The following is a 21,020-nucleotide window of genomic DNA, read 5'->3' as shown; positions in this document are numbered from 1 at the left end:
GCGCACGCAAAGCTCAGGCGAACAGCGCCTCGTATTGATCCGCGGCAAAGCCGAGCGCCTTCACGCGCCCGTTGACCACGACCACGGGCCGCTTGATTACCGAAGGCTTGTGGATCATCAGCGCGATCGCGCCGGCTTCGCTATCGGCCTCGGCCTTCATGGTGTCGGACAGGCCGCGCCACGTCGTGCCGCGCCGGTTCACGAGCGACTCGAGCGACACGTCCTTCATCCAGTCGCGCACGAGCGGCTCGGACACGCCAGCCTTCTTGAAATCGTGAAACTCGAACTCGACGCCGTGTTCCTCGAGCCACACGCGCGCCTTCTTCACGGTGTCGCAGTTCGGAATGCCGTACACGACGATGGTTTTCGCCGCCGACCGCGTCGCCATCAGTCGCCTCGCAGCAGTTCGTTGAGGCCGACCTTCGCGCGGGTTTTCGCGTCGACCTTCTTGACGATGACCGCGCAGTAAAGGCTATGCGTGCCGTCCTTCGACGGCAGGTTGCCCGCGACGACGACCGAGCCCGCCGGAATGCGGCCGTAGCTGACTTCACCGGTTTCGCGGTCGTAAATCTTCGTGCTCTGGCCGAGGTAGACGCCCATCGAGATCACCGAGTTCTCCTCGACGATCACGCCTTCGACGACTTCCGAGCGCGCACCGATAAAGCAGTTGTCTTCGATCACGACAGGGTTGGCCTGCAGCGGCTCGAGCACGCCGCCGATCCCGACGCCGCCCGACAGGTGCACGTTCTTGCCGATCTGCGCGCACGAGCCGACGGTCGCCCACGTGTCGACCATCGTGCCTTCATCGACGTAGGCGCCGATATTCACGTACGACGGCATCAGCACGACGTTCTTCGCGATAAACGAGCCGCGGCGCGCGACGGCGGGCGGCACAACGCGAAAGCCGCCGGCGGCGAAGTCCGCGGCCGTGTAGTTCGCGAATTTGCTCGGCACCTTGTCGTAGAACTGGGAGAAGCCACCAGCCGGCATCGGCGCGTTGTCTTCGAGACGGAACGACAGCAGCACCGCTTTCTTCAGCCATTGATTGACGACCCATGCACCGTCTTTCTTCTCGGCGACGCGCATCTGCCCTTTATCGAGCTGTTCGAGCGCATGCGCGACGGCATCGCGCACTTCGGCGCTCGCGGCTTTCGGCGAAAGGTCCGCGCGGTTGTCCCACGCGGTGTCGATGATCTGCTGAAGTTGTTGCGACATAAGTGACGAGACCGGTTGAAAAGAATGGAGTGTTGGGTGAGATGCGTCAGCGCCGGCTTATTCGGGCGCCTATTTCAACGCTGGCTTCAACGTTTGAGCCCGCGGCAAAAATCGACGATCCGCTGCGCACCCTCGGTGCACTCGTCGACGTCGGCAACGAGCGCGATGCGAATAAAGTCGCGGCCGGGGTTCGTGCCTTGTGCGGTGCGCGCGAGATAGGAGCCGGGCAGAACCGTCACATTATAGTCGGCGTACAGTCGCTGGGCGAATTCGGTATCCGACAGACCCGTGCGCGCGACGTTGGTCCACAGGTAGAACGCGGCGTCGGGCAGCTTGACGTCGAGCACGCTCGCGATCATCGGCGTAACTGTCGCGAATTTCTGTGCGTACTTCGCGCGGTTCTCGCGCACATGCGCCTCGTCGTTCCACGCAGCGATGCTCGCGGTCTGATAAACAGTGGACAGCGCCGCGCCGTGATACGTGCGGTAGAGCAGGAACTGCTTGAGAATCGCCGCATCCCCGGCGACGAAGCCCGAGCGCATGCCCGGCACGTTCGAACGCTTCGACAGGCTCGACAGCACGACGAGCCGTTCGTAGCCGCGGCCCAGCTGGTGCGCGGCTTCGAGGCAGCCGAGCGGCGGCTTCGCTTCGTCGAAGTAGATTTCGGAATAGCACTCGTCGGACGCGATCACGAAGCCGTAGCGCTCCGACAGCGCGAACAGTTCGCGCCAGTCGTCGAGCGTGAGCACGGCGCCGGTCGGGTTGCCCGGCGAACAGACGTAAAGTAGTTGCGTGCGCGCCCAGACGTCGGCCGGCACCGCGGCATAGTCGCAGGCGAAATTGCGCGCCGGGTCGCTGTTCGCGAAGTACGGCTGCGCGCCCGCGAGCAGCGCGGCGCCTTCGTAGATTTGATAGAACGGGTTCGGACAGAGTACGATCGCAGGCTCGCCGGCCGCGTTGCGGCGCGGGTCGATCACCGTTTGCGCCAGGGCGAAAAGCGCCTCGCGCGAGCCCGCGACCGGCAGCACCTCGGTGGCCGGATCGAGCGGCGGCAGATGGTAGCGCCACGACGCCCAGTTCGCGATCGCCTCGCGCAGCGGCTGTGAGCCGAGGGTCGCCGGATACGAAGCGAGGCCGTTCAGCGAGGCGATGACCGCGTCGCGCACGAGCGCCGGCGTCGGATGTTTCGGCTCGCCGATGCCGAAGCTGATCGGCTTGATGCCTTCACGCGGCGTGACGTCCTTGAACAGTAGACGCAGCTTTTCGAACGGATAGGGTTGCAGCGAGTCGAGTAACGGATTCACTTGACGGACCGGGTCGGAACGAAAACAGGCGATGATGGGTGGCCGCCGGTGTGAAGGCGCAATGCGATGTCACGCGGGCGGCGGATAAGCAGGCAATTATAGCTTGGCGGCGCGCGCCGTAATCAGCCGAAGCGTGGCTGCAGCAATGGCCGAACGCGATCAGTGCACGCAAATGAGCAGGCAGATGAGCACGCAGACGCGCAGGCCGCTGAGAGGAAAATGAGCGGCAAGACAGGCAGTCCAACGAGGCCTCATGAGCAACATCATGCGCAACACAGTGCATCCCGATGAACGACACCCCGCACCCGCAGCCTGAGGCACAACCGCGCGGCAGCGGCTTTTTCGGCGGCCCGACGCTCGCCATCATGATCGGGGCGTCCGTCTGGGGCGTCGTCTGGTATCCGTTACGCACGCTTGCCGCGCTCGGCATCACCGGCACCGTGGCCGCTGCGTTGACGAGCGGCGCCGGCTGCCTTTTCGTCCTGCTGCTCAAGCGCCGTTCGATCGCGACCGTGCGCTGGCATTGGCTGCTGCCCGCGCTCGCACTGGCCGCGGGCGTGACGAACCTAGGCTTCGTCTGGGGCGCGATTCACGGCCAGGTGATGCGCGTGCTGCTGCTCTTCTATCTGACACCCGCGTGGACCGCGCTCTTCGCACATTTTCTGCTGCACGAGCGGCTGCGCTGGTCGGGCGCGGCGCTCGCGGCGTTGTCGCTCATCGGCGCGATGCTGATGCTATGGTCGCCGCGCCTTGGCCTGCCCGTGCCCGGCAGCCTTGCCGAATGGGCGGGTCTGGCCGGCGGCATGGGCTTCGCGATGAGCAATGTGCTGACGCTGAAGATCGTGCGCGAATTGCCGCGCATGAAGGCCGAGATGCGCACGGCGACGATCTTCGGCGGCTCGGCGCTGTTTAGCGCATGCGCATCGATTTTCGAAGCGATGCCCGCGCCGCCCGCCGGCGCGCATCTGGCCACGGCGGCGTTGCTCGTGGTCGCGCTTGGCATCGTGTTGGGCACAAACAACATGCTGGTGCAATATGGGCTTGCGCGCGTGCCAGCGAACCGCGCATCGATCATCATGCTCTTCGAGATCGTCGTCACCGCGCTGTCCGCGTGGCTTCTCGCCGGCGAAGCGCCGGGGCCGCGCGAATGGGCCGGCGGCGCCTGCATCGTGCTCGCATCGGTGCTGTCGAGCCGGGTGCACCGAAGCCGGACGGCGTCGCCACCGGGCGACGACGGCGGTCCTGACGGCCGGAATCGCTCACGTGCGATGGTATGATTGCCGCTGCTTTAGCGGCCGCTCGCGCGGTGCATCAATGGTTTAAAGCGGTTTAAAGCCATCGGTGCGACGCGGCGTGAACGCGGGTCCGTTTCCTTTTTCTCTTTTCAATCAGCGATATCGCCGTGCGTCTGACCTCGATCAAACTCGCTGGCTTCAAATCATTCGTCGATCCCACGCATTTCCAGGTTCCGGGCCAGCTTGTCGGCGTGGTCGGTCCTAACGGGTGCGGCAAATCCAACATCATCGACGCCGTGCGCTGGGTGCTCGGCGAATCGCGCGCCTCCGAATTGCGCGGCGAATCGATGCAGGACGTGATCTTCAACGGCTCCACGGCGCGCAAGCCCGGCAGCCGCGCAAGCGTCGAGCTCGTATTCGACAACGCCGACGGCCGCGCGGCCGGCCAGTGGGGCCAGTATGCGGAAATCGCCGTCAAGCGCGTGCTGACGCGCGACGGTACGTCGAGCTACTACATCAATAACCTGCCGGCGCGCCGGCGCGATATCCAGGACATCTTCCTCGGCACCGGTCTCGGGCCGCGCGCATACGCGATCATCGGGCAGGGCATGATCGCGCGCATCATCGAGGCGAAGCCTGAAGAGCTGCGCGTGTTTCTCGAGGAAGCCGCGGGCGTGTCGAAGTACAAGGAACGCCGCCGCGAAACCGAGAACCGTCTGCACGATACGCGCGAAAACCTGACGCGCGTCGAAGACATCGTGCGCGAGCTGAGCACGAACCTTGAGAAGCTCGAAGGTCAGGCCGTCGTCGCGACGAAGTTCAACGAACTGCAGGCCGACGGCGAGGAGAAGCAGCGCTTGCTGTGGCTGCTGCGCAAGAACGAGGCCGGCAACGAGCGCGAGCGCCAGCAGCGCGCGATCGAGCAGGCGCAGATCGACCTCGAAGCGCATACGGCGAAGCTGCGCGAAGTCGAAGCGCAACTCGAAACGCTGCGCGTCGCGCATTACTCGGCCAGCGATGCGATGCAGGGCGCACAAGGCGCGCTCTACGAAGCGAACGCGGAAGTGAGCCGCCTCGAAGCCGAGATCAAGTTCATCGTCGAATCGCGCAATCGCGTGCAGGCGCAGATCGCGGCGCTGACTGCGCAGCGCGAGCAGTGGCAGTCGCAGGCGGAAAAAGCGCGCGGCGACCTCGTCGATGCCGAAGAGGAACTCGCGGTCGGCGACGAAAAGGCGGCGATCGCCGAAGAAACGGCCGCTGCGAAACATGACGCGCTGCCCGCGCTTGAAGCGCGCTGGCGCGATGCGCAGACGCAGCTGAACGAAGAACGGGCGGGCATTGCGCAAACCGAGCAGGCGCTGAAGCTCGAAGCCGCGCACCAGCGCAATGCGGACCAGCAGTTGCAGCAATTGCAGCAGCGTCACGAGCGCCTGAAGACCGAAGCGGGCGGCCTCGATGCGCCCGACGAAGTGCAACTCGAAGAACAGCGCATGCAGCTTGCCGAGCACGAGGCGGTGCTCACCGACGCACAGGCGCGGCTTGCCGATGCGCAGGAAACGCTGCCGCGCCTCGACGCCGAGCGCCGCGCAGCGCAGGAGCGCGTGCAGGCCGAAAGCGCGCAGATCCATCAGCTCGAAGCGCGTCTTGCCGCATTGAAGCAGTTGCAGGAGAACGTGCAGACCGAGGGCAAGATCCAGCCGTGGCTCGACAAGCACGAACTCGGCGCGCTGCCGCGTCTGTGGAAGAAGCTGCATGTCGAAGCGGGCTGGGAGACGGCGCTCGAATCGCTGCTGCGCGAGCGTCTTGCCGCGGTCGAGGTATCGAATCTCGATTGGGTCAAGGCCTTTGCCACCGACGCGCCGCCGGCCAAGCTCGCGTTCTATTCGCCGCCGCCCGCGGGGCAACCGGCCGCGGCGCAGGGCGCACTGCGGCCGGTGCTGTCGCTCGTGCGTATCGATGACGCGGGCTTGCGCGCGGTGCTCAACGACTGGCTTGGCAACGCGTTCGTCGCCGACGATCTCGCGCAGGCGCTGCAGATGCGCTCGCAGTTGCCCGAAGGCGGCGCGTTCGTCGTCAAGGCGGGGCATGTCGTGACGCGCGTCGGCGTGCAACTGTACGCGGCCGACTCCGAGCAGGCGGGCATGCTGGCGCGTCAGCAGGAAATCGAGAACCTGACGCGCCAGGTGCGCGCCCAGGCGTTGCTTGCCGACGAAGCGAAGGCCGCGGCGATTCGCGCCGAGGCGTCGCATACGCAGGCGTCGCAAACCTTGAATGACGCGCGCCAGCAGGCCGAACGCGCGACCCAGCGCGTGCACGCGCTGCAGATGGACGTGCTGAAGCTGACGCAGGCGCATGAGCGCTACATGCAGCGCAGCACGCAGATTCGCGAGGAACTCGAAGAGATCACCGCGCAGATCGACGAGCAGCGCGCGCTGCGCACCGAATCGGAAACGAACTTCGAGCGTCACGACGGCGAACTGGCGGAACTGCAGGCGCGTTTCGAAGATCACCAGCTCGCGTTCGAATCGCTCGATGAGGAATTGACGAATGCGCGCGCCGAAACGCGCGACCTCGACCGCGCGGCGACCGACGCGCGCTTCGCGGCGCGCAACATGGCGAACCGCATCGAGGAGCTGAAGCGCAGCATTCAGGTCGCGCATGAGCAGAGCGAACGCGTCGACGGCTCGCTCGAGGACGCGCGCGCCGAACTCGAAACGATCAACGAGCAGACCGCGCATACGGGTCTGCAGGACGCGCTTGCGATACGCGCGGTCAAGGAAGAGGCGCTGCATGCGGCGCGTCTCGAACTCGACGATCTGACCGCCAAGCTGCGCGAAGCCGACGAAACGCGTTTGACGGCCGAGCGTGCTTTGCAGCCGCTGCGCGACAGGATCACCGAACTGCAGCTGAAGGAGCAGGCCGCGCGCCTGAACGCCGAGCAGTTTATCGAGCAGCTGGCGGCGGCCGGCGTCGACGAAGCGCAACTGCAGGCGAAGCTCACGCCGGATCTGAAGCCGTCGTACCTGCAGGGCGAAGTGACGCGCATCAACAACGCGATCACGGCGCTCGGGCCCGTGAACATGGCCGCGCTCGACGAACTGAAGGCCGCGAGCGAGCGCAAGACCTTCCTCGACGCGCAGTCGGCGGACCTGACGAACGCGATCGAGACGCTCGAAGATGCGATTCGCAAGATCGACCAGGAAACCCGCACGCTGCTGCAGGGCACCTTCGACGAGGTCAACCATCACTTCGGCGAGCTGTTCCCGCGTCTCTTCGGCGGCGGCCAGGCGAAACTCATCATGACCGGCGACGAAATTCTCGACGCCGGCGTGCAGGTGATGGCGCAACCGCCGGGCAAGAAGAATTCGACGATTCACCTGCTGTCGGGCGGCGAAAAGGCGCTGACGGCCACGGCGCTCGTGTTCGCGATGTTCCAGCTGAACCCGGCGCCGTTCTGTCTGCTCGACGAGGTCGACGCGCCGCTCGACGACGCGAACACCGAACGGTTTGCGAACCTCGTGCGGGCGATGTCGGATAAAACGCAGTTCCTCTTCATTTCACACAACAAGATTGCGATGGAAATGGCGCAGCAGCTGATCGGCGTGACGATGCAGGAGCAGGGTGTGTCGCGTATCGTCGCGGTCGACATGGAAAGTGCTGCCGGTTTTGCCCAGAATATCGTTTGAACCCGCGACGCGTGCCGGACCGGACACGCGGGCGACGGATCGAGGCCGCGAGCGTCGTTGCAGGCATGGCCTCGACGCGGGTTCAGACGAAGCCGGACGGCGAAAAGCGCGTCGCATAGAGAAGAATTGCTGATGGAGCGTGCATGGACGAGTTGACACTCGGGTTAATCGGCGCGGGCGCCGTGGTGGTAGGGGGCGTGGTCGTGTACAACGCGTGGCAGAGCGCGAAGGTGCGGCGACGGATGCCAAGACCGATGCCAAGCGACGCTGCTGATCCGCTCGCGCGTGACGATCACGAAGAGCAGAGCCCGTTTATTGCGCCGGCACGGCCGACCACGCGCCGCGAGGGCGCGCCGGGCGAGCCCACGGACGCGCAGCGCGTCGAGCCGACATTCGGCGCCGCCGCGCCGCTCGATACGCCGGCCGATATCCAGGCGGAGATGACCTCGCCGAACGGATTCCCGGAGAGCGAGGGCGCGGAAACGCGCGCGCCTGTGGCGGGGCAAAGCAGCCAGCCCGGCGGTGCCGGTGGTTCAAGCGAGCCGGTCGAGCCGATCATGCCCGCGGCGACGACGATTTCCGCGGCGCCGCCCGCGGTGGTCGACCGGCGCATCGACTGCATCGTGCCGATTCGCCTCGGTGCGCCGGTGGCCGGCGACAAAGTGCTGCCGCTTGCGCAGCGTCTGCGCCGCGCGGGCAGCAAACCCGTGCATATCGAAGGCAAGCCGGAAGGCGGCGGCGCATGGGAGCTGCTGCAAAACGGCGTGCGCTACGACGAGCTGCGCGCCGCCGCACAGCTTGCGAACCGCAACGGACCGCTGAACGAGCTCGAGTTCTCCGAGTTTGTGAGCGGCGTGCAGCAGTTCGCCGATGCGCTCGACGGCGCGCCCGAATTCCCCGACATGATGGAAACCGTGTCGATGGCGCGCGAGCTCGACGGCTTTGCCGCGCAGTGCGACGCGCAACTGTCGATCAACGTGCTGTCCGACGGCGCGCCGTGGTCCGCGAACTACGTGCAGGCGGTCGCGTCGCAGGACGGCCTGCTGCTGTCGCGCGACGGCACGCGCTTTGTAAAGCTCGACGCGAAGCAGAGCCCGGTGTTCATGCTGCAGTTCGGCGACACCAACTTCCTGCGCGACGACCTCACGTACAAGGGCGGCCAGATGATCACGCTCGTGCTCGACGTGCCGGTCGCCGACGAAGACATCCTGCCGTTCCGTTTGATGTGCGACTACGCGAAGTCGTTGTCCGAGCGCATCGGCGGGCGCGTGGTCGACGATCAGCGCCGGCCGTTGCCGGAGACCGCACTGCTCGCGATCGAAAAGCAGTTGATGACGCTGTACGCGAAGCTCGAGCAGGCCGGCATTCCTGCCGGGTCGCCGGTCACGCGGCGGTTGTTCAGTCAGTAAGCTCAGACGCGGGCGCGCGGTCCTGCCGGCCGCGCGCGGCGATTCGTTTCCTCTGCGTCGCTTATCTCGTCTCGTCTGTGTCGGTCTCGTCTGCGTCGCTCACCTTGTTCGCCTCGCGTGCGCTGCCGTTCAGCGCGCCTTGCGTTGCCGCGCTATTGTGACTACTGCTCTTGCGGCACGTATGAACGCCGCCGGTCGCCTGGAACGCTTCTTCATTCGATCTCCTTCGGCCACACGCCGCCACTAATCCACGCCTTGATCGCCGCGACCACGGCGTCGTCCTTTCCGTAGAACCCGTGATGCGACAGCGCCTCGCACGGGCCGCTCCTGACGTCGCCGCCGTGCACGGTAATCAGCGCATATCCGCCGCTTTCCGCAATGCGCTTTGCGGCGGCAAACGAACACAGGAAGCACCCATCGTCGGCGTGATGCACGAATAGCTGACGCGCGGCGATCGAGCCGTAGTCGAAGCCGATTAGCGGTGTGGCCTGGCCGCGCGCGGGGCTCGTGAGCGTCGACGTATGGACGACCGCGTCCCATGTGTCGCGCAGGTCGCGGCCGACGTAAGCCGACGAGATCGTGCCGCGACTCGTGCCGATCAGGACGAGCTTCGCGGACGGAAAGCGCGTGCGCAAATCGGCCGCGATGCGCGCGACATCCTGCGCATGACGCGGCGATGCGCGAAATGCATCCGAGTAGCCGCCCGGCCGATCGGACGGCGCATCGACGAGTGCGGTCGCGAACTGATCGTCGACGAACAGTGTGCGTGCGCGGACGAGGAAGTTGTTCTTCTCGCGCAAGCGCAGCGCGCCGTTGTCATCGGTATGCAGATCGAGCCGGCCTTCGCTGCCCGCAAACATCACGAGCACCCACTGCGGCGTGCTGCCGTTTTTCTGTGTGAGCAGATAGTTGATCGACGCGTCGTCAGGCAGCGCGATCTGCACGATCTGTTCTCCCGCGCGTGCCGCGTTCGCGAGCGTCAGCAAAAACATGACCGCGGCCCACACGGCCAGGCGGTGAATCACACGGCTGGCGGTGGCCGCACGCAAGCCCACGGCTTTCAAACCCCGGACACGGTTCATCGATTCTCCTCGCGATGCGCCGTCGGATAGCTCAACGAGCCAGGCTGGGTTCAGCAAGCTGGAAAGCTCAACAGGCGCGATGCATGTTCAGGGTTGCCAAGGTCGCATCGGCGCGATGCACTGTCAACGGTTGAGCACGAGCGCTAGCCGAACGGCCAGGGAAAAACGCACGCCCGGACACGCGGTGCTCGCGTCGCATGCACGTGCGTGTCTGCGTACGCACGGAACTGGCCGTTCGGCCTATGTCATGCGCGACGCTTCCTGAGATAATCTGGCGTCTGAACCTTATCTGCGAAAACGCTGACAGCATGGCTCGAACCACGTCCTCCAGTCCCGCCGGCTCCGCCGCGTCGAACGCTCCGTCCGAGCGCGCGCTGTGGCTGCGCGAACAGCTCGAACGTGCGAACTACGCGTACTACGTGCTCGACCAGCCGGAGCTGCCCGACGCGGAGTACGACCAGCTCTTCAAGGAGCTCGAGCAGATCGAAGGCGAGCATCCGGATCTGATCGTGCCCGATTCGCCGACGCAGCGTGTCGGCGGCGAAGTCGCAAGCGGCTTCGAACCGGTCGTTCACGACATGCCGATGCTGTCGCTGAACAACGGCTTTGCCGACGAAGATATCGCCGCGTTCGACAAGCGCGTGTCCGACGCGCTCGGCCACACGCCGGTCGACTATGCGTGCGAGCTCAAGTTCGATGGGCTCGCGATCTCGTTGCGTTATGAGGACGGCAAATTCGTGCAGGCGGCCACGCGCGGCGACGGTGCGACCGGCGAGAACGTGACCGAAAACGTGCGCACGATCCGGTCGATTCCACTCAAGCTCAAGGGCCGCCACGTGCCGAAGGTGCTCGACGTGCGCGGCGAAGTGCTGATGTTCAAGCGCGATTTCGAGCGTCTGAACGAACGTCAGCGCGAGGCCGGTCATCGCGAGTTCGCCAATCCGCGTAATGCGGCGGCGGGCAGCCTGCGGCAGCTCGATCCGAAAATGACGGCGCAGCGGCCGCTATCGTTTTTCGCCTATGGCATTGGCGTGCTCGACGGCATGCCGATGCCCGATACGCACAGCGCGTTGCTCGACTGGTATCACGAGATGGGCTTGCCGGTGAATAGCCAGCGCGCGGTCGTGCAGGGCGCTGAAGGCCTGCTCGCGTTCTTCCGCAAGGTCGGCGAGAAGCGCGATTCGCTGCCGTACGACATCGACGGCGTCGTCTACAAGGTCGATCGCCGCGAGGAACAGGACAAGCTCGGCTTCGTGTCGCGCGCGCCGCGTTTCGCGCTGGCGCACAAATTCCCCGCGCAGGAGGCGTTGACGAAGCTCGTCGCGATCGACGTGCAGGTCGGCCGGACCGGTGCGATTACGCCGGTCGCGCGGCTCGAGCCGGTGTTCGTAGGCGGCGCGACGGTCACCAACGCCACGCTGCACAATGAAGACGAAGTGCGCCGCAAGGATATCCGCATCGGCGACACGGTAATCGTGCGGCGCGCGGGCGACGTGATTCCTGAAGTGGTCGGCGCGCTTCTTGATCGCCGGCCGGCCGATGCCGCAGAGTTCGTGATGCCGACCTCATGCCCGGTCTGCGGCTCGGCCATCGAACGGCTGCCCGACGAGGCGATTGCGCGATGCAGCGGTGGCCTCTTCTGTCCCGCGCAGCGCAAACAGGCGCTCTGGCATTTTGCGCAGCGTCGCGCGCTCGATATCGATGGGCTCGGCGAAAAGATCATCGACCAGCTGGTCGAGGAAAACCTCGTGCGCACGCCGGCGGACCTCTTCAACCTCGGCTTCTCGACGCTTGCCGCACTGGACCGCTTCGCGGACAAGTCCGCGCAGAACCTGCTCGACTCGCTCGAAAAGGCCAAGCACACCACGCTCGCGCGCTTTATCTACGCGCTCGGCATCCGGCATGTCGGTGAATCGACCGCGAAGGACCTCGCGAAGCATTTCGGCTCGCTCGATCCGATCATGAACGCGAGCGTCGACGAACTGCTCGAGGTCAACGATGTCGGCCCGATCGTCGCCGAAGCGATCCATCAGTTCTTCGCTGAAGAGCACAACCTTACGGTTATCGATCAACTGCGCGCGCCGGGCCGGGTAACGTGGCCGGAGGGGCCGCCTGCGCCGAAGGCGCCGCAAGGCGTGCTGGCCGGCAAGACGATCGTGCTGACCGGCACGCTGCCCAATCTCGCGCGCGAGGAAGCGAAGGAAATGCTCGAGGCAGCGGGCGCGAAGGTGGCTGGTTCGGTGTCGAAGAAAACCGATTATGTGGTGGCGGGCACGGAAGCGGGCAGCAAGCTCGCGAAAGCCGAGGAACTTGGCATTCCCGTACTCGACGAAGAGGGTATGCGCAAGCTTCTGGAGAGGCAGACAACATGATTCGCGAAATTCTGAAAATGGGCGATCCACGCCTCTTGCGGATTGCCAATCCGGTCGATCATTTCGATACGCCGGAGCTTCACGACCTGATCAAGGACATGTTCGAGACGATGCACGACGCGAACGGCGCAGGGCTGGCCGCGCCGCAGATCGGCGTCGATCTGCAGGTCGTGATTTTCGGGTTCGGGCATAACGAACGCTACCCCGATGCGCCGTCGGTGCCGGAAACGGTGCTGATCAACCCGACTGTGACGCCGGTGTCGCAGGATATGGAAGAGGGCTGGGAAGGGTGCCTGTCGGTGCCGGGGCTGCGCGGCGTCGTGAGCCGGTTCTCGATGATCCGCTATCACGGCTTCGACCAGTTCGGCAAACCGATCGACCGCGTCGCGGAAGGCTTTCATGCGCGCGTCGTCCAGCACGAATGCGATCACCTGATCGGCAAGCTGTACCCGATGCGGATTACCGATTTCTCGAAGTTCGGGTTCACGGAGATCCTGTTTCCGGATCTGGATCCGCGTAGCGACGATTGAGCGGCAGGCGGTGCGTGGGCGATCGGTCCGCGATGATCGTTTGATCGTTTGGTCGTTCGATCGATCGCCCACGCAAACTTCAGAACATCTCGTCGACCGACATATAGCGCCACTGGCCCGGCGGCAGCGCGCCAAGCGCGACTTTGCCCATCCGTACTCGTTTCAACCCCACCACCTGCAGGCCAACCAGTTCGCACATCCGGCGAATCTGGCGCTTCTTGCCTTCGCGCAGCACGAAGCGCAGTTGCTCGCCGTTCTGCCAGCTGACCTGGGCGGTCTTGAGCGGAACGCCGTCGAGTTCGAGGCCGTGACGCAGCTGCGCGAGGCTCTCGGGCGGAAAGTGCTGTTCGACGTCGGTCTCGATATCGCCATAGGTGACGCGCACGAGGTACTCCTTGTCGACCTCGGAGTGTCCGCCGATCAGCTGTTTGGCGACGCGGCCGTCCTGCGTCAGCACGAGCAGGCCCGTCGAATCGATATCGAGGCGTCCGGCCGGCGCGAGCTGGCGCAGATGCGCGACCGAAAAGCGGATGTCGGTTCGATCGCCTTCCCAGCGATTGGCCGGCGTGACGAGCGTGATGGCCGGCTGGTAGCCGTCCTCCGCCTGGCCCGACACATAACCGACCGGCTTGTGCAGCAGGATCGTCACTTGACGCGCCTGCGCGGCTTCGGCGGCCGGGTCGATCTCGATGTTCACGTCAGGCCGCACGCGCGTCCCGAGCGTGTCGATACGCTCACCGTCGACGGTCACCCAGCCTTTCTCGATCCATTCATCGGCTTCGCGACGCGAGCACAAGCCCAGTTCGGACATCAGCTTCGACAGACGCAGCGTGCCGGGCGCATCGGCGTGCTCGCGGTGAGGCGCGCGTTCGGCGATGTCGGCTGCAGGGGCGCGTGCGCTTGATGGGCTTGCCTTCCGCGTGGATTTCCCGGGAGCGCCGGCTTTGCCTGCGCGCTGTGTCTCAGCCTTGCCGCGGCGCGGCGCGTCGGCTTTAGCGCCACGCGGTGCGCCAGTTTCTGCCGTCGCGCGCCGTGGCCGTTTGTCCCGTTCGCTGCGCTCCGGCCGCTCCGCATAGGACCCTTTGACGGGCCGCGCGAACGTGCGCTCGCCGCTGCCGCGGCTCGTCGATCCGGTCGCGCGCGGGTCTGTGCGCGGGTCTGCGCGACCACGCGGCGACGACGGGCGTTCTGCATCACGCGAAGCGCGCTCGCGCGGCGGCGCTGCGCGAGCGGACGACGACCGGTAAGGCGCATCGGTGCCACGCGACGCCGCCGTGCGGTCGTCCGACGTGCGATAGGGCGCGTCTGAGCGGCGTGCGGGCCGCCTTCCTTCGTTTGCTCCACGCGCATCGCCGTACGACCGGCGTTCGGGCGCGTCGCCATAAGGCCGGCGTTGCGGTGCGTCGCCGGATGAGCGGCGCGGACGGTCGTCATCGCGGTCGCGCGTGCCGCGCGTCTCGCGTTTGCCCGAGCCGAGGGCGCCCTCGCTGCGCCGCGGCGCAGCCGTGCTCGACGATGAACCGCGCGCTGTACGTTCGGCGAGCGGACGGCGCGGCGCGCCTTCAGCGTCGCCACGAGTGCGTGGCCGCGCGCCGTCCGGTGCGGAAGCGGCCGAGCGGGGCGCGCGCTCTGCGAAGGTGCGTCGCGGCGCACCCTCCGAGTCGCCACGAGGGCGACGCGTAGCTTGACGATCCGGCATGTCGCCCGAACGCGGCGCACGGTCCGCGAACGGCCGCCGCGGCGCACCCTCCGAGTCGCCGCGAGGGCGACGCGTAGCTTGACGATCCGGTGCGTCGCCCGAACGCGGCGCACGGTCCGCGAACGGCCGCCGCGGCGCGTCCTCCGAGTCGCCGCGAGGGCGACGCGTAGCTTGACGATCCGGTGCGTCGCCCGAACGCGGCGCACGGTCCGCGAACGGCCGCCGCGGCGCACCTTCCGAGTCGCCGCGACCGCGCCCGGCGGTTCTATCGCCGGCATCGCGAGCACCGGGCGCCGGTGCGCGTCGCGCACCACCCGAGGCCGCACCTGCAGCAGCACCCGAGCGCGCACCCGGCGCCGCCCCTGTGCCGCGCGCACGATCGAACGTACCTTTGCCGCCGGCCGCGCCGCCAGGCTTCCCTTCGGGCTTACCCGGCGCCTTACGCACCACCGGCTTGCGTGCGTTTGCGCTGCCCGGCCGCACCGGCGTACGCTCGGCCGAAGCCGGCCGCGGATGCTTCGCTGTTAACTTGGTTCGCATAAAAAATGGAGACTGCGCTCACGCGCTTCACACTGCGATCGCGCGCAGTAATTCGGTTTCGACCTGGATTTGACGACGATTGTCGGAAAGGCCGTGTCCATCGAGCAGGAACACGTCCTCGACACGTTCGCCGAGCGTATTGATCCGCGCCGCGTGGACGCCGACCCGGTGCTCGGCCAGCACGCGCGCGATCGAATAAAGAAGGCCCGGCCGGTCGTTGGCGGACACGGACAGGATGTAGTACTGGCCGCGATCGTCGGCCCGAAGGTCGACGCGCGGGGTAATCGGAAACGTGCGCGACAGGCGCGACAGCCGTCCCTTCGACGGTTCCGGCAGCAGCGTGCCGGCCGCGCCGGAGAGACGCATCGCCAGTTCCTGCTCGACCAGATTCGCGATGTCGCGGTAGTGCACGTCCTGCTCGGTGTGCGCCACGATAAAGTTATCGAGCGCGTAACCGTGCTGCGTCGTGCTCACGCGCGCATCGAGCACCGACAGGCCGTTGCGGTCGAAATAGGCGCAAATGCCGGCGAACAGGTCAGGGCGGTCCTTCACGTAGACGAGCACCTGCAGCGCCTCGCCGACCGGCGACGGCCGCGCGCGCACGATCGGCGTCTGCGTTTCGACGTGGCGATACAGCACGCGCGTCTGCCAGGCGATATCGGCCGGGTCGTGGCGCAGGAAATAGCCGACGTCGAGCTTGTCCCACAGCACCTTGTGCGCGTATTCGGGCACCGTCTCGAGACGCAGCAGTGCAAGCGCTTCTTCCTTGCGCGTCTGCATCTCCGCATGCGCATCGGGCCGCGCGCCGCCGAGCACCGACAGCGTCACGCGGTACAGGTCTTCCAGCAGCTTGCCTTTCCACGTGTTCCAGACTTTCGGACTCGTGCCGCGGATATCGGCCACCGTCAGCAGATACAGCGCCGTCAGCCGCCGCTCGTTGCCGACCAGCCCGGCAAACCGCTTGATTACCTCGGGGTCGCTCGTGTCCTGCTTCTGCGCGACCTGGCTCATCGTCAGATGCTGCTCGACGAGCCACACGACGAGCGCGCTGTCTTCCGCGTCCATGCCGTGCTCGCGGCAGAAACGCCGCGCGTCGGCCATGCCGAGCTTCGAGTGGTCGCCGCCGCGGCCCTTCGCAATATCGTGAAACAGCGCCGCGACATATAGCACCCACGGCCGCTCGAAGTTCGTGATCAGTTGGCTGCAGAACGGGTATTCGTGCGCGTGTTCGGCGATCGCGAAACGCCGCAGGTTACGCAGCACCATCAGGATGTGCTGGTCGACCGTGTAGACGTGATACAGGTCATGCTGCATCTGTCCGACGATGCGGCGGAAATTCAGTAAATAGCGGCCGAGCACGCTCGTCTGGTTCATCAGACGGAACGCGTGCGTGATGCCGGCCGGCTGCTTCAGGATCGCCATGAAGAGGCGCCGGTTCTCGGGGTCGCGCCGCCAGCGCGGGTCCATCTTGTCGCGCGCGTTGTAGAGCGCGCGCAGCGTGCGCGCCGACAGACCCTTTACGCCCGGCGTTTCTTCGTAGAGCAGGAACGCTTCGAGAATCGCGCTCGGATGACGCTCGAAAACGTCGTCGGTGGCGATTTCAAGCATGCCCTGCTTCTCGACGAAGCGCTCCGAAATGACGCGCGTGATACCGCTCGTGCTCGGGAACAGCTGCGCTTCGATGTTCTGGATCAGGATGGTCGCGAGCTGCGTGACCGCTTTGGCCGCCCAGTAGTAGCGGCGCATCAGCTGTTCGCTGGCGCGCCGCGTAGTCGTTGCCTTGTAGCCGAAGCTTTCGGCAAGCGGCGTCTGCAGATCGAAGACGAGGATGTCCTGGCGGCGTCCGGCCACGATGTGCAGGCGCGCGCGCAGCGTCTTCAGGAACCCTTCGTTGCGGCGCAGTTCGCGCGCTTCGCGCGAAGTGATGAGCCCGCGCGCTTCGAGCTCGCGCCAGCTGCTGCCGAAGCCAGCCGCACGCGTGACCCACAAGATCAGCTGCAGGTCGCGCAACCCGCCCGGGCTTTCCTTCACGTTCGGTTCGAGCGAGTACGGCGTGTCCTGAAACTTCGCGTGCCGCTGCCGCATTTCCAGCACTTTCGCCTGGAAAAACGCGCGCGGATCGAGCGCATCGTGATAGCGCAGCGCGAAGTTCTCGAAGACAGCAGTGTTGCCGCAAATGCGCCGTGCTTCGAGCAGCGAGGTGCGCACGGTCACGTCGTTCGCGGCTTCCTCGAGACACTGCGACACGCTGCGCACGCTGCTGCCGAGCTCGAGCCCGAGATCCCACGCGAGACCGATGAACTTCTCGATACACGCTTCGCTGCCGGGCACGGGCTCGTCGGGCAGCAGTACGAGGATGTCGATATCCGAATGCGGGGCGAGTTCGCCGCGCCCGTAGCCGCCCACGGCAACCAGCGCAAACGACGAAGACAATTCGCACGCGGACCACGCGTTTCTCAATGCATCGTCGGTGATCTGGGCGAGCGCGCGCATCGGCGCGTCGACGTTGGCCGCCGTCTTGAAGCGTTCCAGCAACGGATTCTTGGCCATCTTGTAGTCCGCCTTCAGGGACGTGGCTTCGGACTGGGCGGCTGCAACGCTACTCATAGGCAGTGGGTGTACGGGTGGCGAGGCGCAATCAGGCGGTGGCGGCGGCAACGATCTGCGGCCGCTCAGGCGTGCCGGCGGAAACCGTCATGACTTCGTAACCGGTCGGCGTGACGAGAATCGTGTGTTCCCATTGCGCGGAGAGGCTGCGGTCCTTCGTCTTGACGGTCCACTGGTCGGGCATCGTGCGGATGTCGCGGCGGCCCGCGTTGATCATCGGCTCGATCGTGAAGATCATGCCGGCTTCGAGTTCGATGCCGGTGCCGGGGCGCCCGTAGTGCAGCACCTGCGGGTCGTCGTGAAACACGGTGCCGATGCCGTGCCCGCAGTATTCGCGCACGACGCTATAGCCCTGCGCTTCGGCGTGCTTCTGGATCGCATGGCCGATGTCGCCGAGATGGGCGCCCGCGCGCACCTGTTCGATGCCGAGCCACATGCATTCGTAGGTGGTCTGGACGAGACGCTTCGCGAGAATCGACCCGTCACCGATCACGAACATGCGGCTCGTATCGCCGTAATAGCCGTTCTTGATGACGGTGACGTCGATATTGAGCGTGTCGCCGTTTTTCAGCACCTTGTCGCCGGGAATGCCGTGACAGATCACGTCGTTCACCGACGTGCAAACCGATTTCGGATACGGCGGATAGCCGGGCGGCTGGTAGTTGAGCGGAGCGGGAATCGTGCCTTGCACGTTCACCATATATTCGTGGCACAGGCGGTCGAGTTCGCCCGTCGTGACGCCGACCTTGACGAACGGCGTGATGTAGTCGAGCACTTCGCTCGCGAGCCGGCCGGCGACGCGCATCTGCTCGATGTCCTGTTCGTTTCTGAGCGTAATAGTCATTAGATGGGGCCTTGAAGAAAACCTGGCGATGCCCCCAGGGTGGACCTGAGGTTGACCTGACGGTTTGCCTGAAATGCGGGCCAGAAATGCGGATTTATCGGCGAATTATCGCACCATCTGCCCTCTGCCGCAGGCTTTTGCAAGGCCGGCCGGGGCGGTGAGGGCGTTCATGGCGCGTTTGGCGGGCTGTTTTGCGCTCCTGCCTGCCGGCTTCGGCATTCGATTCGGTGTCTGCGCGGGTCTCTTCGTCGGGTCTTTCGCAGGTGGTTGGCCAGGTTGAGCCGTGCAATAGTCGCGTGCTATAATCTTCGGCTAAGTCGCTCGCCAACTTTTCGCTTTGTTCTTAAGGCGGGGTTAAGTTAACCCGCGCTATTAAAAAAGGCAAACCCGGAAGGTAGCAAGGCAGGCGGCTAACTCGCAAGCCGGTGCACCCAGGGTGTCCGCGGCGTCCATGTTCGAAATATCCGAATTGTGGATCGCGCCACGGATACGGCAGCCGGCTTAAGACCCAACCCTCGCGGAGATTCAATTCATGGCAGTTACCATGCGTCAAATGCTGGAAGCCGGTGTCCACTTCGGTCACCAGACCCGCTTCTGGAACCCCAAGATGGCCCCGTTCATTTTCGGCCATCGCAACAAGATTCACATCATCAACCTCGAAAAGACGCTGCCGATGTACAACGACGCACTGAAGTACGTGCGTCAACTGGCAGCGAACCGCGGCACGATCCTGTTCGTCGGCACGAAGCGTCAGTCGCGCGACACGATCGCGGAAGCGGCGGCGCGCGCGGGCATGCCGTTCGTGAACGCACGCTGGCTCGGCGGCATGCTGACCAACTTCAAGACGCTGAAGGTATCGATCAAGCGACTGAAGGACATGGAAACGGCGGTCGAGGCGGGTGAGCTCGAGAAGATGAGCAAGAAGGAAGCGCTGCTGTTCGAACGCGAAATCGCGAAGCTGCAGAAGTCGATCGGCGGCGTGAAAGATATGGGCGGCATTCCGGATGCGATCTTCGTGGTCGACGTCGGTTACCACAAGATTGCCGTGACGGAAGCCAACAAGCTCGGCGTGCCGGTGATCGCCGTGGTCGATACGAACCACTCGCCGGAAGGCGTCGACTACGTCATCCCGGGCAACGACGACGCGAGCAAGGCGGTGACGCTGTATGCGCAAGGCGTGGCCGATGCGATCCTCGAAGGCCGTGCGAACGCGGTCAACGAAGTCGTGCAGGCAGCGCGCGGCGGTGACGACGGCGACGAGTTCGTCGAGGTCAACGGAGAAGCGTAACGCGACCCGGGTCCGGCAAAAAAGGGGGCTTGCTAGAGGCCCCCTTTTTTTAAGCCGGTGCCGTTAAGAATGTGCCTGCCGGAAACGCCGGCGGCAGTCAGGTAAAGAGCGCGGCGTGCCACGGGCGACAGCGGGGCGCGTCGGGCGAAACGGATCTTTGCCGTGGGCGGTGCGGTTCGCAATGAGCGGCACGGCCGGCGGCAAGTACAGACTCAAGGAGCGAATGATGGCGGCAATTACCGCAAGCATGGTTGCAGAACTGCGCGCGAAGACCGATGCGCCGATGATGGAATGCAAGAAGGCGCTGACCGAAGCCGACGGCGACATGGCGCGTGCGGAAGAACTGCTGCGCGTGAAGCTCGGCAACAAGGCCAGCAAGGCTGCGTCGCGCGTGACGGCTGAAGGTGTGATCGCGTCGTTTATCGGCGGCAACGCCGGCGCGATCGTCGAACTGAACTGCGAAACCGACTTCGTTTCGAAGAACGACGACTTCATCGCGTTCTCGAAGCAGGTCGCGGAACTGGTCGCCACGAAGAACCCGGCTGACGTCGCGGCGCTGTCGGCGCTGACGCTGAACGGCGAAACCGTCGATGCAGTGCGTCTCGCGCTGGTCGGCAAGATCGGCGAAAACCTGTCGATCCGCCGCTTCGCGCGCTTCGAAACGTCGAACAAGCTCACGTCGTATCTGCACGGCACGCGTATCGGCGTGCTCGTCGAGTACACGGGCGCGGACGAGCAGGTCGGCAAGGACGTCGCGATGCACATTGCCGCGATGAAGCCGGTGTCGCTGTCGGCTGACGAAGTGCCGGCCGATCTGATCGCGAAGGAACGCAGCATCGCCGAACAGAAGGCAGCCGAATCGGGCAAGCCGGCTGAAATCGTCGCGAAGATGGTCGACGGCAGCGTGCAGAAATACCTGAAGGAAGTGTCGCTGCTGAACCAGCCGTTCGTGAAGAACGACAAGCAGACCATCGAGCAGATGCTGAAGGCAGCGGGCACGAGCGTGCAGAAGTTCGCGCTGTTCGTGGTCGGCGAGGGCATCGAGAAGCGTCAGGACGACTTCGCGGCCGAAGTGGCTGCGCAAGTGGCTGCTGCAAAGCAGCAATAAACGCTAAGGTAGCAGGCACGTAGCAGACGGTTTCATTTTTTACTTGCTTCACGCTTCACCGTAGTACCCGCGTCGGCGTAGTATGCCGCCGCGGGGCGGCA

The 21,020-nt window shown here is 65.3% G+C and carries 14 protein-coding genes; 7 read left to right on the top strand and 7 right to left on the bottom strand.

The window, feature by feature from the left end; translation table 11 throughout:
- Nucleotides 1-13: 13 nt before the first annotated feature.
- The 3 genes from KZJ38_RS13525 to dapC form a co-directional block, all read right to left on the bottom strand.
- On the bottom strand, nt 14-388 hold the full coding sequence (locus tag KZJ38_RS13525; RefSeq protein WP_219796386.1) for an ArsC family reductase: 375 nt from the start codon (nt 386-388) through the stop codon (nt 14-16).
- Nucleotides 388-1,215: a 2,3,4,5-tetrahydropyridine-2,6-dicarboxylate N-succinyltransferase gene (gene dapD, locus KZJ38_RS13520; protein ID WP_219796385.1), complete on the bottom strand. Its 828-nt coding sequence runs from the start codon at nt 1,213-1,215 to the stop codon at nt 388-390. The genes KZJ38_RS13525 and dapD overlap by 1 nt, the downstream gene beginning before the upstream one ends.
- A gap of 86 nt (nt 1,216-1,301) precedes the next feature.
- Entirely contained in the window at nt 1,302-2,519 is a 1,218-nt protein-coding gene (dapC, locus tag KZJ38_RS13515) for a succinyldiaminopimelate transaminase (RefSeq protein ID WP_219796383.1), read from the bottom strand.
- A 365-nt stretch (nt 2,520-2,884) separates the two neighbouring features.
- On the opposite strand from dapC, the gene KZJ38_RS13510 reads away from it, so the two are divergent.
- The 3 genes from KZJ38_RS13510 (at nt 2,885) to KZJ38_RS13500 (ending at nt 8,849) form a co-directional block, all read left to right on the top strand.
- Nucleotides 2,885-3,796 carry a DMT family transporter gene (locus KZJ38_RS13510; RefSeq protein WP_246641767.1) on the top strand — a complete coding sequence of 304 codons (912 nt, stop codon included), beginning with the start codon at nt 2,885-2,887 and terminating at the stop codon, nt 3,794-3,796.
- 125 nt (nt 3,797-3,921) lie between these two features.
- Nucleotides 3,922-7,440 (top strand): chromosome segregation protein SMC, encoded by a 3,519-nt coding sequence (gene smc / locus KZJ38_RS13505; RefSeq protein WP_219796380.1) that lies wholly within the window; start codon nt 3,922-3,924, stop codon nt 7,438-7,440.
- 143 nt (nt 7,441-7,583) lie between these two features.
- Entirely contained in the window at nt 7,584-8,849 is a 1,266-nt protein-coding gene (locus KZJ38_RS13500) for a cell division protein ZipA C-terminal FtsZ-binding domain-containing protein (protein WP_219796379.1), read from the top strand.
- Nucleotides 8,850-9,061: 212 nt separating this feature from the next.
- On the opposite strand, the gene KZJ38_RS13495 is transcribed toward KZJ38_RS13500, so the two are convergent.
- Nucleotides 9,062-9,931, bottom strand: a complete 870-nt coding sequence (locus tag KZJ38_RS13495; protein ID WP_246641465.1) for an alpha/beta fold hydrolase — start codon at nt 9,929-9,931, stop codon at nt 9,062-9,064.
- Nucleotides 9,932-10,239: 308 nt separating this feature from the next.
- Here KZJ38_RS13495 and ligA point away from each other — a divergent pair, with 308 nt between their 5' ends.
- Entirely contained in the window at nt 10,240-12,303 is a 2,064-nt protein-coding gene (gene ligA / locus KZJ38_RS13490; RefSeq protein WP_219796378.1) for an NAD-dependent DNA ligase LigA, read from the top strand.
- Nucleotides 12,300-12,833 carry a peptide deformylase gene (def, locus tag KZJ38_RS13485; RefSeq protein ID WP_219796377.1) on the top strand — a complete coding sequence of 178 codons (534 nt, stop codon included), beginning with the start codon at nt 12,300-12,302 and terminating at the stop codon, nt 12,831-12,833. The genes ligA and def overlap by 4 nt, the downstream gene beginning before the upstream one ends.
- 79 nt (nt 12,834-12,912) lie before the next feature.
- Here def and KZJ38_RS13480 read toward each other — a convergent pair whose 3' ends face one another.
- The 3 genes from KZJ38_RS13480 to map are packed head-to-tail and all read right to left on the bottom strand — an operon-like array spanning nt 12,913 to nt 18,523.
- Nucleotides 12,913-15,072 (bottom strand): pseudouridine synthase, encoded by a 2,160-nt coding sequence (locus KZJ38_RS13480; protein WP_219796375.1) that lies wholly within the window; start codon nt 15,070-15,072, stop codon nt 12,913-12,915.
- A gap of 27 nt (nt 15,073-15,099) precedes the next feature.
- Nucleotides 15,100-17,679 (bottom strand): [protein-PII] uridylyltransferase, encoded by a 2,580-nt coding sequence (locus tag KZJ38_RS13475; RefSeq protein WP_219796374.1) that lies wholly within the window; start codon nt 17,677-17,679, stop codon nt 15,100-15,102.
- A gap of 31 nt (nt 17,680-17,710) precedes the next feature.
- Complete coding sequence (gene map / locus KZJ38_RS13470; protein ID WP_219796373.1) at nt 17,711-18,523, bottom strand: type I methionyl aminopeptidase; 813 nt, start codon at nt 18,521-18,523, stop codon at nt 17,711-17,713.
- A gap of 532 nt (nt 18,524-19,055) precedes the next feature.
- Between map and rpsB the strand changes: the two genes are divergently transcribed.
- A complete protein-coding gene (gene rpsB / locus KZJ38_RS13465; protein WP_219796372.1) occupies nt 19,056-19,811 on the top strand; it encodes a 30S ribosomal protein S2 in 756 nt (251 codons plus the stop codon).
- Nucleotides 19,812-20,037: 226 nt separating this feature from the next.
- Nucleotides 20,038-20,919: a translation elongation factor Ts gene (gene tsf / locus KZJ38_RS13460; protein ID WP_219800321.1), complete on the top strand. Its 882-nt coding sequence runs from the start codon at nt 20,038-20,040 to the stop codon at nt 20,917-20,919.
- The last annotated feature ends 101 nt before the right edge of the window (nt 20,920-21,020 follow it).

The sequence above is a fragment of the Paraburkholderia edwinii genome (assembly GCF_019428685.1).
Taxonomy (GTDB): domain Bacteria; phylum Pseudomonadota; class Gammaproteobacteria; order Burkholderiales; family Burkholderiaceae; genus Paraburkholderia; species Paraburkholderia edwinii.
The sequence above is the reverse complement of the archived record's forward strand: the minus strand, read 5'-3'. Positions and strand labels throughout refer to the sequence as shown.